Origin of the sequence: Blastopirellula marina, from assembly GCF_002967715.1 — a bacterium.
Classification (GTDB): Bacteria; Planctomycetota; Planctomycetia; order Pirellulales; family Pirellulaceae; genus Bremerella; species Bremerella marina_B.
In genome coordinates, this window is record NZ_PUIA01000038.1 from 213701 (window position 1) to 225557 (window position 11857).

General features: G+C 54.0%; 12 protein-coding genes. 1 reads left to right on the plus strand and 11 read right to left on the minus strand.

Annotated features, from left to right (window positions below; translation table 11 throughout):
* Nucleotides 1-4 precede the first annotated feature (4 nt).
* From flgK to C5Y96_RS14740, 11 genes are all read right to left on the minus strand, one after another.
* On the minus strand, nt 5-1705 hold the full coding sequence (gene flgK / locus C5Y96_RS14690; protein WP_105354701.1) for a flagellar hook-associated protein FlgK: 1701 nt from the start codon (nt 1703-1705) through the stop codon (nt 5-7).
* A 38-nt stretch (nt 1706-1743) separates the two neighbouring features.
* Nucleotides 1744-2256, minus strand: a complete 513-nt coding sequence (gene flgN, locus C5Y96_RS14695; RefSeq protein WP_158261243.1) for a flagellar export chaperone FlgN — start codon at nt 2254-2256, stop codon at nt 1744-1746.
* Nucleotides 2257-2312: 56 nt separating this feature from the next.
* Nucleotides 2313-2738: a rod-binding protein gene (locus C5Y96_RS14700; protein ID WP_105354705.1), complete on the minus strand. Its 426-nt coding sequence runs from the start codon at nt 2736-2738 to the stop codon at nt 2313-2315.
* A 20-nt stretch (nt 2739-2758) separates the two neighbouring features.
* Nucleotides 2759-3883, minus strand: coding sequence for a flagellar basal body P-ring protein FlgI (locus C5Y96_RS14705; protein ID WP_158261244.1), 1125 nt, complete (start codon nt 3881-3883; stop codon nt 2759-2761).
* A 46-nt stretch (nt 3884-3929) separates the two neighbouring features.
* Entirely contained in the window at nt 3930-4631 is a 702-nt protein-coding gene (locus C5Y96_RS14710; RefSeq protein WP_105354709.1) for a flagellar basal body L-ring protein FlgH, read from the minus strand.
* The gene (flgA, locus tag C5Y96_RS14715; RefSeq protein WP_105354711.1) at nt 4628-5521 is read right to left on the minus strand and encodes a flagellar basal body P-ring formation chaperone FlgA; all 894 of its coding nucleotides are present in this window, start codon (nt 5519-5521) and stop codon (nt 4628-4630) included. Before flgA ends, C5Y96_RS14710 begins: the two co-directional genes overlap by 4 nt.
* A gap of 17 nt (nt 5522-5538) precedes the next feature.
* Nucleotides 5539-6339 carry a flagellar basal-body rod protein FlgG gene (gene flgG, locus C5Y96_RS14720; RefSeq protein ID WP_105354713.1) on the minus strand — a complete coding sequence of 267 codons (801 nt, stop codon included), beginning with the start codon at nt 6337-6339 and terminating at the stop codon, nt 5539-5541.
* A 51-nt stretch (nt 6340-6390) separates the two neighbouring features.
* On the minus strand, nt 6391-7158 hold the full coding sequence (locus C5Y96_RS14725; RefSeq protein ID WP_105354715.1) for a flagellar hook-basal body protein: 768 nt from the start codon (nt 7156-7158) through the stop codon (nt 6391-6393).
* A gap of 238 nt (nt 7159-7396) precedes the next feature.
* Complete coding sequence (gene hemC / locus C5Y96_RS14730) at nt 7397-8335, minus strand: hydroxymethylbilane synthase (RefSeq protein WP_105354717.1); 939 nt, start codon at nt 8333-8335, stop codon at nt 7397-7399.
* 273 nt (nt 8336-8608) lie between these two features.
* A complete protein-coding gene (locus C5Y96_RS14735; protein ID WP_105354719.1) occupies nt 8609-9568 on the minus strand; it encodes a DUF502 domain-containing protein in 960 nt (319 codons plus the stop codon).
* A 204-nt stretch (nt 9569-9772) separates the two neighbouring features.
* Nucleotides 9773-10528, minus strand: coding sequence for a ComF family protein (locus C5Y96_RS14740; protein WP_105354721.1), 756 nt, complete (start codon nt 10526-10528; stop codon nt 9773-9775).
* 191 nt (nt 10529-10719) lie between these two features.
* Between C5Y96_RS14740 and C5Y96_RS14745 the strand changes: the two genes are divergently transcribed.
* Nucleotides 10720-11856: an LptF/LptG family permease gene (locus C5Y96_RS14745; protein WP_105354723.1), complete on the plus strand. Its 1137-nt coding sequence runs from the start codon at nt 10720-10722 to the stop codon at nt 11854-11856.
* The last annotated feature ends 1 nt before the right edge of the window (nt 11857 follow it).

Here is an 11857-nt window from a genome sequence, read left to right on the forward strand (position 1 = left end):
CTCCTTACAGGTTGACCATAATCTCTAATAGTTCGTCGAGCGTCGCGATCATTCGAGATGATGCTTGGAACTGACGTTGAAAGGTGATCATACGCACCGCTTCTTCGTCTAAGTTGACGCCGCTGACGCCGAGCTTTTGTCCTTCGAGCGTATCTTTGAATACGCGAAAGCCTTCAGTTATTCCCTTCGTGACCGCAGCCGTTTGAGCAACTCCCCCAACCAGGTCTTTATAAAATGCGGAAACGGTTGTCCCGCTGAACGAGTCCAACGCTCGATCGGAGAACGATGCGAGATCCAACGCGTTATCCGTATCTTTACCGATGCCCGATCGACTGGCCGCAAACTTAGAGGGGTCACCGCTTACCAATTCGTTTACGCCAAGATCCGTGGCAGACGAACCGGTAAAGAACGTGCCAACTCCCAGGGATGCCAGCACGCCGCTCGTATCGTCGGCGAAAGCAAACTCGATGTTGGGCTGATCAGCACTGATCTGAAGCTGCCCTTCCAGGCTGATCGATGCCGAGAGTCCATCGATATCGTCCAGTGCCGCCCGCAGGTCTTCGAGCGAGGTGTCGTCGTTGGTGCCGTTGAGCTGCACGAAGATGTCGTGTGTTTCCGTAACGCCAGTTTGGCGATTGAGCAGTTTGACTTGGAACGAGCCATTCTCTGGCGTAAACGGAAGTCCCACCTGGTCGAGGGCATCATTCCATTGGTCGGCACTGACAAAGTGTTCCGCTTCGATCGATTCGTAGCCAGTGAGTCCTTGGCCGCTGCTGAAGACCTTATTGAACTCAAATGCAAACGACTTGGCGAAGTTGTTGAGCTGGCCGAGAAAGTCGCCAAGAATATGATCCCGCGAATTGACCAGCCCTGCCAGTTTGCCGGTATCGGTCTGCAAGGGGGACTCGAAGTCTACGATCTTGATGTCGACAAAGTTGGCACCGTCGCGAGGTTCTTCGTCGGCGTAGACTTGCCGGGCAATGCCGTCGGTTACCAGGTATTCACCCCCTGCGAAAACCGATACCGAACCGTTCTTTTGTTCGACTGCTCGAATACCGATCAACTCGGAAAGCTCGGTGAGCTTGCGTTGGCGTTGATCGCGAAGTCCCACGGCGTCACTCTGCGTGACCCCGCCTTCCATGACGGTAATCTTTTCGTTGAGGTCAGCGATATCGGTCAGCAGGCCATTGATGGTTCCGGCCGCATCACGGATTCGATCGTTCGTGTCGAGCTGAACCTGGCGGACACGTTGATACATCCGAGAGATATCGTCTGCTAGCGTCTGACCGCGAAGAATGGTCAGGTTGCGAACGCCCAAATCTTCCGGCTGGTTGAGGATGTCGTTGATCGAACCGAAGAAGTTGTTGAGAGATGTGCTGAGGTCGGTATCGCTTAATTCGCCGATCAGGGCATCTAGCTGGGTGAACGTATTCTCCTCGGCTTCGCCTTTCGCTAGATCGCTTCGCGAGCCGCGTAGCCGCTCTTCCAGGAAGTGGTCGACCTGCTGGACGATCGCCTCGACCTGCACACCAAGTCCCAGCCGCAGGTTGCCGACGGCCTGCGTGGGCGCAGGCGTATAGATCACACGCTGGCGAAGGTAGTCCGGCGTGTTGACGTTGGCGATGTTGTTGCCCGTTACCTGCAGACCAACCTGGGCTGCTTGCAGGGCATTGTTCGCTTGTTGTAGAGAGCTAAATAGAGACATCCTTGTTTACCTCGTAAGGCGAGCCACGCTAGCACGACCTATGCATCCTGATCTACCAAGGTTCCACCCTGATTCGAGGCATTCTCCGCTTCATATGTCGGTTTAAGTTTCCCACCGGTCGCAATGATTTGTAGCAATTGAGAAAGATGTAACACGGTTTGTTGGGCTAGCACGAAATTCGTCAGTGTTTCATTTTGAATATGACGCATCGTATCTTTCGCGGTGTGCGCCTTTGTCGCAAGTTCGCCAGATTGATCTTCATCTAGCGCTCTCGCTAGCGAGTGCATGCTATCGGATGGCAATCCCTTCCCGCGCGCGTCGGCCAGAAGCATTTGTCGAGAGTCACGCAGTTGATCAAGTCGATCAAGCAGTGCCTGTTCGCTGACCATGGTCTGCTCCATGGCTTCCAGGTCGTTGGCAACCATCTGCTCGCGTTTGCGATGCAAAACGTTCAGCAAGTCGGCCTGAACGTCAGAAAGTTCCTGCAGAAAGAGCGCCGTCTCGTTTTCGAGATTCAGTGGCGTTGACAGGTGTTCTGCTGTGGAAGGCATTGGCGAAGTCATATCGATCAAAACCACTTACTTAAGAGTGGGAAACACATTCTGGACTAAATGGAGACATCCAACTGCGACAAAGCCGCCGAGTTGGTGGCACTATCTTGCGATTTGTTCTGCTGCTGCAGTGAGCCCAACTGCTGGATCGCCTGCTGGGCTTCGTCTTCGCTGACAAACGAGGAAAGCTCGGAAGCTTCCTGTCGGTTGCCCATGTTGGCGGTAAAAAGCTCGAACATCGGCTGCGAAATCTGTTCAGCACTGGCGTCGGAAATCTTTTCGACCAGAAGCTGATCCAACTGCGACTGAAAGACTTCCTCGGCTCGGCCGCCGTGAAAGTAGGCTGGTTTGCCGACCGATTCTCGCATGCTCTTGAGCATTTGCCCGAACATCGACTCACCGACGAACTGGTCGAACTTCTCGCGTAGCTGGCCTTGTGGGGCCGCTGTACCGGATGTCGAAGTGAGTGTGTTGACGTTCATGACAATGCTTGTTTCGTTTACTAGTTGACGTAAATCAGTTCGCCGTAGACTTTGCCTTGGTGATGCAATGCTTCGACGATGTCGATGATGTCGGTCGCGGGAACCTTCAAGGTGGTCAGGGCGTCTTCCAGGTCTTTCAGGCGTGTCGCATATTGCTTTTGCGTGTCAACCGTTACAAACTTCGATGCTTCTGGATTGGCCGTTTCAACCTTAATACCGTTGTGGTTGATCACGACAGGACCGATCTCGACGTCGCTGCCAATCACGATCAGACCTTGATTTCGGTTGATCACTACCTTGTTGTTCATCAGGCTGTCGACGATTGGCGTCTCCATCAAGATAGAGACGAAGAAGACCGGCTCTTCCTTGTATTGAGGAGGAATCGTGATCTCGATGGTCTTCTGGTCGATGGCCTTGGCGATCTGGCCGCTGGTGCCGCGGTTGATATTCTGTTCCAGGTTATTCACCCCGAAGACGATTTCCTGAGCCATTCGCCAATCTTTGTGTCCTTCGTTGATGACCAGGAAGATCTTGCCATCCTGGGTTACGAAAGGGTTGCGAATCGTCTGTTCAATACGGCAGCCCTTCATGACGTAGCCGCGTGTCGGAATGTCTTTCTTCGCCAGCTCAACCGGTCCGCTGGCCAAAGCCCAGACGGTTTTGTCATGGGGGTTAGGACCTTGCAGGGTCGAGATCGCCAGCGTGCCGCCGGCCAGGCTCTTGGCTCCCAGCGAGCTGACTTCGCAGTCGATGAAATCCCCTTCCTCAGCACCTTCGGCAGGGATATTAGCCCGAACGAGAACCAAGGCCATGTTCTTGATGTTCTTGAGTTCCTCAGGTAGGTACTCGCCGCCTGGGCCGCTTCCGGAATTGTTGCCCATATGCTTGAGCATCAACGACAACGCGCGATGCGTCGGAGTCAGGTCCGAATCGCCCGTTCCCTTCAAGCCGACCACCAGGCCGATCCCTTGCAGGTAATTGCCTTCTTGTCCTTTTACACGGACAAAGTCAGAAAGAGGACGATTGATCTGAAATCGCTGCGAATCAATCGAGCTGTACTGCGTAGGCGATACCTGAGCTTCCACCGAGGTTCCGAGAAGAACCAGCAGTGCGAAGATAATCAGGGATGCGAGTTGTCGAGTCATTTGAGTATTCATGATTTGGTTGTGTGTGGGTTCGCCAGGATATCGTTTAGAACCAGTGGACTTTGTCCCACAGTGTCAAAAGCCAGCCACGACGGTAAGCGTCGCGAACTGAGCCGTGGTCTTCCTTCGTGATTGTCAGATCAGCCAGGTGCTCGCTTAGCACGGTGTTGTTCGGATTGATGTCTTCGGTTCGGGCAACGCCACGCAGGTGATAAACCCAGATCTCGTCGTTAACGGTGATCGTCTTGCGGGCTTCCAGCTTCAGTGTGCCATTGGGCAGAATCTCTTGGACTTCAGCAGCGATGGTGAACTTGAGTCCCTCAGATGTTTCCATTTCGGCTTCCGACTTCAATCGCTGGTTGAGCGTACCAGCGATTCGTGGGTCTCCATCGGCTTGGACAGCCGGCTTGATCGAGTTAATGCCATCCAAGCGAATCCAGTCAGTTAGGATTGCTGCATACTGGCCACTTTTCTTGCGGTCGATTTCGCCATCGGAAAAAGCCTGAGCTCGTTCATCGACACGGATATGAATCAAGTCGTGAATCTGTACCTGGCGTGGTGGCGGCAGTTCGCGATACATCCAGCCCAAATCTTTCGTCGTGCCGTCGTAGGGCATGCCTTGGGCAATCTGGCCCTCAGGCATGTTGCGTTGTCCCAGGCTCGAAATGGGGCCACTTTGCTGAGCAAGCAGGGTGCTGCTCATGAATGCCAATTGCAGCAAAACTAAGGCGACGGTAGCAGATTTCATCGTTTGATCTCCGGTTGCGGCAGCGGCATCAATGGTTTCGAGGTGGGAACCTTCACGTGGCCTCCCAGAACAATGGCTTCCCCTGGACCGGTGACTTGGGCTTGAAAGCGTTCGACCTGGCGAGCGCGGCCGAAATGTGTGGGTTCGATCGGCTGAACTTCGACTAGCTCCCTGATGCCGGCGTCGTTCAGGGCTAGCATTTCGCGTCGCACGATGACGTTGCCTGCGTGGGCATAAACCGTGACGACGTCGTTACGACGAACGATAATCGGTTCGCGAATGTCTTCCGACGAAACGGGACGATCGGCGGCGATTGTGCGAGTGGCTTCCTTGCCGACCACGTTATGCATTGCGGAAGGGTACGAGTCGTCACGACGAATCACGGTCAGCTCTCGCATTTCAACGTCGCTGGCCTGAATGACTTCACCACGACGAACGTTACGTACGACGTGGGCGACGGTCATGATCTCTTGGGGCGGATCAACCTTGCCACCGAAAGTGCGATGCGGAACTCGCTTCGCCGATACGGCAGCGTGTTCGATGGTATCTTCGACTGAAGCCGCTTCCATGCGAACACGGTTCGAGCCGGTGACAGCGACTTGTTCGCTGGAAACTCCCCGAGCAGCCAGGATCGAGCGGATGTCGTTGATTGTCAGGTAGGTTGAATGATCGGTGCCAGGAGCGGGCATCAGTTCCATCTCGGTCAGTTCACCGCGAAGTTCGCGATCCTGAACTTCGATTGCCGCCACGTCGCCCAGGCGAACCAGCGGACCACCAACGACGGCCGAAGTTTTCAGCACAACCTGATCGGCCTGAGCCATTGCCGTAGCGGAAACAGCCAGAAGCACCAGGATGCTGAAGAGGGAACGAATTTCAGTCGCAATCGTCATGGCTCTAAAATTGGATCCTATCGACGCAGGTTCGAGATAAGTTGCAAGATTTGATCGCCGGCTTGAATCGTTTGCGAGTTCAATTCAAAGGATCGCTGTGTGGTGATTAGATCAATCAACTCTTGAACTGGTTCAACGTTCGAGGCTTCCAGCATCCCTTTGCGAATCTGTCCCAGGCCGTTGGTTTGAGGGTTGCCGGTAATCGGAGCACTGGATGAACCTGTTTCGGCGTATAGGTTCTCACCCAGTTTCAGTAGGCCTTCGGGGTTGATGAATGTGGCCAACTGAATCTGGCCGACTTCGTTTAACGTGCTGGAGCCTGGCTGCTGAACGGAAACGATTCCATCGGGGCTGACTTCAACAGCGGTGGCATCTTGCGGAATGACGATGGCAGGCTGAATCGGACGACCGATGCCTGCCGATCCGGTAACCACCTGGCCGTTGGCATTGACCGAGAAATTTCCGGCTCGGGAGTAGTAGACTTCGCCACTAGGATCGAGCACCTGAAAGAAGCCTTCGCCTTCGATCAGCATGTCGAGCGGTCGGTCGGTGGTGGTGAATGCGCCTTGCTTGAAGTCGGTTTGAACGCTGGACACTCGAACACCGAGACCAACTTCCGTTCCGGTTGGTGTAAGGTTGCCGCTCGAGTCCGGGTTACCAGGCAGAACTTCGTGATCATAGAAAAGATCTTCGAAGTTTGCTCGATCTTTCTTAAACCCGGTGGTGTTCACGTTGGCCAGGTTATTGGCGATCACGTCGAGCTTTGTTTGCATCGACTGCATGCCGGTGGCTGCGGTGTAAAGGGTTTGGACGCTCATGGCTTACTTCCTTGTTCGCCTTCAGTTCGCGTGTGTTTTACGAGGGGGATATTAGCTTTGTCGCAGGACTCGGCCGAGCAAATTGCCCAACGCTTCGTCTTGCGATTTGATCATGTTGATGTTGGATTCGTAGGCACGGGTGGTTTCGATCATGGCCATCATTTCCGTAATTGGATTGGCGGCGGATCGTTCCAGCATGCCAGGAGCGGCACTTCGTTCTTCTTCCGGGACCTGCTCGACAGGGCCAAGCGAGCGAAAGAGGTTCTTGCCGAACTTCACGAGGTCAGCATTCGATTCGGGTTTGGCGATTGCCAGTGGAATGACTTCACCACCGATGACCACGTCGCCGCGTTCGTTGTAAAAGGCTCCGCGATGGACAGCCTTGGCTTCGGGGTCGACTTGAACCGGATCGCCGTCGCTGGACAGGACCGAGTAGCCTTCCTGCGTTGTCAGACGTCCGTCTGGAGTAAACAGGAAATTGCCGCCGCGGGTCAGCATGACCTGATCGCCATGCTGGACTTGGAAATAACCTTCGCCACGGATGGCGATGTCGTCACGGTTGCCGGTCGGAGTGATCGGGCCTGGCTTGAAGTTGGTTTGGGTATCTCGAACCATCACACCACCACCGATGTTGTTGATGCTGCCGGAGCCCGGCGAATCGAGATATTGGTTGATGGCTTCCGAATCGCGAGCTTCGAGGATCGCGAATTCGTTCTTGAAGCCTGGCGTGTCGACGTTGGCCAAGTTATTCGCAATCACTTCCATGCGACGCGATTGAGCTTGGGCTCCTTCTGCCGAAATATACAGGCCGTAAACCATGGTGAATCTTTGGACTGAAACATGCCCCCCCGGACACGCTTTTTCCTAAGGCAATGTGCGTGCCAAAGATTCATCGCCAACGTAAGAAAGTTTTCTGATTGTTCTAAGTCGCTTAGAGATCGATAGATAGTTGCCTGATAGCATCGCCCGCCAGCATGGCGGAAAGAATTTCCGAAGGCCCGGCAACCGGAAAAAGCTGCCGGGCATGGTCGGCAAAGATTGCGGAAGGCGGCAAATGCTAACCGCGTCCGCCGGAGGTTCTCGCGTAGCTGATGATACGCTGAGCACCTTGAATGATCAGCTGCGAAGCGACCTGGCGTCCGATTTCCGCGGCTTTGGTGGGTGGTCCGCAGGCATAGGCCGAGATCTTCTGAACTCCATCACCACTGATAACGACGCCATCAAGGTGGAGCAAGTCGCGTTCGAGTTCTAGCCGAGCCCAAGCACCCACCGGGGCCAGGCAGCCACCACGAAGCTCCGCTAGCAGCACGCGTTCGGCTTGAACACAGTGATAGCTGTCTGGATGATGCAGAACGCCAACGGCTGCTTTGGCACGATGATCGGAATCACGAACTTCGATCCCGAGTGCCCCTTGCCCAACGGCCGGCAGCATGACGCGCTTGTCGATCACATGAATGATTCGGTCGGCCATTTCCAAGCGGCGAAGCCCTGCTTCGGCCAAGACGATGGCTTCGTATTCACCTTCGTCCATCTTTCGAAGACGTGTCTCGACGTTACCGCGAATATCGCGAATATCGAGATCTGGCCGGGCATGCAGCAGTTGGGCACGACGACGTACGCTACCAGTGCCGACAATCGCACCTTGAGGAAGCGTGTCGACATGGAACCCACCTCGCGAGACCAACACGTCACCACAAGCTTCGCGCGTAGGAACGGCTGCCAGTGCAAGACCAGGAGTCGGATCGGTGGGAAGATCCTTCAGGCTATGCACGGCGATATCGACTCGGTTCTCTAAAAGAGCCGCTTGGATCTCTTTAGTAAACAGTCCTTGGCCACCGATCTCACCAAGCGGTCCGGAGGTGACGTCACCCTTGGTCGAGACATGAACGACTTCGACGGGCTGGCCGCTTCGTTTAAGTTCTTCGGCAACCCAATGGGCTTGCCACAGAGCTAGAGGACTGCTGCGCGTACCGATGCGGAGAGGCTCACCATTCATACGTGCTTTTTCGTTCCATGAATCGAAGGCGGGATGAGATGGAGGTCGTCAGACCCAGTTGCAGGATTGGGCTGAGGCCGACGTCTTGGTGTGATTTCAGACTTTTTGCTACCAGACCAATAGGTCAGATCACGTTCAATAAGTGATTAGGCTGGCTAAAGAACTGAACGATTTATTAGCATACAAAACAAATGAGCATTAGGGGAGTTGGGGTAATCGGCAATCGCGGATATTCGCGAAAACTGATAATTCGATGTATCAAAATTGGCCGTTCTAGCCACTTTCCTGCTGTGATTCGCTGCTCGAATCAGAATCTTGCTTTTGTTTCAAGCGAGCTTGAATCTGCCCGGCAACAGGGGATACCTGGGTTTGTTGGTGTGGTGGAACCACCACCCCGCAACTTACGATGAATTGAAATGCTTGATCGAGAGTGATATTCAGCTCGATCGTTTCGCTCTTCTTGGCATTAATGGTAAAACCCGTAGCTGGCATTGGTGAGGTCGGAATAAGGATCGTGACGACCGGCTCGCCAGCTTTATCTTTGATATCGAGCATGCTTTCGCTGGTAACAAAGCCAAGCGACCACATCCCCTTCCGTGGATATTCGACGGCAACCACGCGGGTGAACTGAATTTCTTGTTCGTTTAGCAAAAAGTCAGTGACCTGCTTCACAGAACCGTAAACGTTTCGAATGATTGGCAAACGCTGTACGACGTGCCGCTCGTAGGCGTTCCACACCATGCGGCCTAGTCCCCCTGCCAGAAATTTTCCGGTGAAATAAAGGGCAAGCAAACACACGGCTAGCAGCGAAGGAATCGTTAGTTCCCGTTTCAACCAGCGATGTTGAACATACTGCTCATACACGCCATACCCAGATGCCGGCATCGGTTGGTCGTGGAGGTGCTCGTAAACGAAGTTGTAGATCTTCTCGGGTACCCACTGACCATTGGCTGTCTTGCGATAGATCTCAGAGTCGTATTCGGCCCGCGTCGCTTCAGGAGCCGCATTGGGAAGTTCGCGATGAACATCCTGAATGACCCAGGCAATCGTCGAACGGGCCGTCGTTTCAATGGGGACAAGAATGTAGTTTTGGATCGTCGCGAAGATCCAAATGAAGATAACGATCGTCAGCAACGGTGGTGCCGCGATCGCCAGGCCGCGCAAAACAGCCCTGCGAAACACGTAAAAGCCGCTTACGGTTTTCGGATCGGTCTTGGTCACTTCATTGGCCATGGGGGAAATACCTTGTCAGCTCTTAAATAAGCAAGACAGTTTTCAGGACCGGGTAAGGCCATCCTTGGTTGGGGCAATTTCTGTACGTTCGAATACGCTGGTCGTCACGGCGCGCGGATGCCCTTCCTCTTGCTTCGATCCTTTCTACGCGACGAAAATAGTCAATCCGGTTGCATTTTCATGAAAATTGCCGGCATTGTCCGCTTAAACGTTAAGGTACTGGGGAGTGGAACGAGCGGCGACGGCAACGCGGATTTCCGCCGCCCCGGCTTTGCGAAGAACGCGGGCTAGCTCAACCAAGGTAGCTCCCGTCGTCATAATGTCGTCTACCAGTACAATCGGACGATCCAGTGGAACCAAACCCCGCATATTAAACGCGTTGCGTACGTTCTTTTTTCGGGCGGTGATAGGCAACTCGCTTTGCTTGGCCAAAGGACGCCGGCACACGACGAGCTTGCGGTAGGGCCAACCTGTCTTGCGGGCAAAAGAAGAGGCGATAATCGCGGCCGTATCGGTACCACGTCGAATTCGCCTGGTCCAGTGCATGGGAACTGGGACAATCCAGGGCTGAATGTCCGCATCCCGCTCCAGACTACTGGTGAGAAGTTGCCCTAAATCCCAGGCCGCGGAAGTGCCACGATTGCTCTTCGCAAACAGCACGGCTTCTTGCAGTAGCCCATCGTAGTTTCCGATCGAGGTTACTTCTTCAAAGGGAAGCTTGAGATGATGGCAGGCCGGACAGTCTTCTGAGGGAAGAGCGTTCCCGTGTGATAGCACGGCCGAGCAGCGAACACACTTTTTGGCCTCGGATCTTTCCTGTTCGCACTTCGGACAGAGGACTTTGGGGTTCCGATACGCAACGACTTCATTCAAGCAAAGGCAGCAGCAACCAGGCAGCAAGAGACCTGCCACAGACCGTCCGACATGACGAATCGTGCTTGAGATGGAATTCTGAGACATGGAATCCGAGCTCTCAGCGTCATGAAATAAGGATGGGGAATTATGTGATGCCAGCTGATTTTATCAGCTCTGCGAAGGGGGCCGTCAAACGAATCGAGACATTTCGTCTTTGGAGATTGGTCCAAAATCGGTATAAATCCCGTCCAATCGTACTTCGCCAGTGCTAGCAAACCGGCCGAAAGGCCCACCTTATGTTGCTGATCGACCGATACCTGCTGATACAGTTCCTCAAGTCGTTTCTGATATTCTTTATCAGTTTTACGGGGCTGTTCATCGTTATCGACTCGTTCAACAACCTCGACGAGTTCCTCAAATACGGTGACCAAACGGGAAGTACGTTTGGTGTTCTGTGGGATTACTACAGCCCGCGGGTATTCACCTTCTTTGGCATGACCAGCGGGATCCTGACTCTCATTTCAGCCATGTTTACGGTGACGTGGATTCAGCGTCACAACGAAATGACGGCTTTGATGGCCGCAGGCATCTCTCAGGCTCGTATTGTCCGCCCGGTGATCATCGCGGTGATTGTCATCGCTATTTTGGGCGTTTTGAATCGCGAACTACTGATTCCTCAGTATATGGATCGCTTGACTCGTAATGCCCAGGACTGGCTTGGCGAATCGAAGAAGACCTTTCAGCCCAAGTTCGATAACCATACCGGTGTCCTTTTGAATGGTGCCGCGACGGTTGCCAGCGATTCTCGGATTGAGTCTCCCAATTTTCGGCTGGACCAAAGCTACGAGGGGATCGGCAATCAGATCAATGGCGAGAATGCTTATTATCTGGCCGCCACCCCGGAGCATCCTAGTGGCTTTCTGATTGACAACCTGACCAAGCCTGCATCGACTGAAGGGGTTGCGTCGGTTGACTTCGAGGGAACGCCACTGGTGCTCATGCCGGCCGATCACGACTGGCTCAAGCCCAATCAATGCTTCCTGGCCACGGAGCTTACCTTTGAGCAGCTTACCGCCAGCAGCCAATGGCGTGACTATGCGTCTACCTACGATTTAATTGCCACACTCAGCAATCGCAGCCTCGATGTCGGAGCTGACGTCCGTACCGAGATTCACAGCCGAATCGTGCAGCCGTTTCTCGACATCACGCTGCTCTTTCTGGGCTTGCCTATTGTGCTGCGAAAAGAGAATCGCAACATTTTCATCGCTATCGGCTATTGCCTGCTGCTGGTGATGTGTTTCTATGCGGTCACACTTGCCTGCAAGGCGATGGGATCAACTTCCTGGATTCGTCCCACTTCCCTGGCAGCATTCATTCCGTTGATCATTTTCGTGCCGATTGCAACGGCCATGGCGGCACCACTACGCGACTAGG

Bases quoted from the DNA above. Each gene is read 5' to 3' on its own strand.
- flgK (WP_105354701.1), bottom strand. From the start codon at position 1,705: ATGTCTCTATTTAGCTCTCTACAACAAGCGAACAATGCCCTGCAAGCA.
- flgN (WP_158261243.1), bottom strand. From the start codon at position 2,256: ATGCCTTCCACAGCAGAACACCTGTCAACGCCACTGAATCTCGAAAAC.
- C5Y96_RS14700 (WP_105354705.1), bottom strand. From the start codon at position 2,738: ATGAACGTCAACACACTCACTTCGACATCCGGTACAGCGGCCCCACAA.
- C5Y96_RS14705 (WP_158261244.1), bottom strand. From the start codon at position 3,883: ATGACTCGACAACTCGCATCCCTGATTATCTTCGCACTGCTGGTTCTT.
- C5Y96_RS14710 (WP_105354709.1), bottom strand. From the start codon at position 4,631: ATGAAATCTGCTACCGTCGCCTTAGTTTTGCTGCAATTGGCATTCATG.
- flgA (WP_105354711.1), bottom strand. From the start codon at position 5,521: ATGACGATTGCGACTGAAATTCGTTCCCTCTTCAGCATCCTGGTGCTT.
- flgG (WP_105354713.1), bottom strand. From the start codon at position 6,339: ATGAGCGTCCAAACCCTTTACACCGCAGCCACCGGCATGCAGTCGATG.
- C5Y96_RS14725 (WP_105354715.1), bottom strand. From the start codon at position 7,158: ATGGTTTACGGCCTGTATATTTCGGCAGAAGGAGCCCAAGCTCAATCG.
- hemC (WP_105354717.1), bottom strand. From the start codon at position 8,335: ATGAATGGTGAGCCTCTCCGCATCGGTACGCGCAGCAGTCCTCTAGCT.
- C5Y96_RS14735 (WP_105354719.1), bottom strand. From the start codon at position 9,568: ATGGCCAATGAAGTGACCAAGACCGATCCGAAAACCGTAAGCGGCTTT.
- C5Y96_RS14740 (WP_105354721.1), bottom strand. From the start codon at position 10,528: ATGTCTCAGAATTCCATCTCAAGCACGATTCGTCATGTCGGACGGTCT.
- C5Y96_RS14745 (WP_105354723.1), top strand. From the start codon at position 10,720: ATGTTGCTGATCGACCGATACCTGCTGATACAGTTCCTCAAGTCGTTT.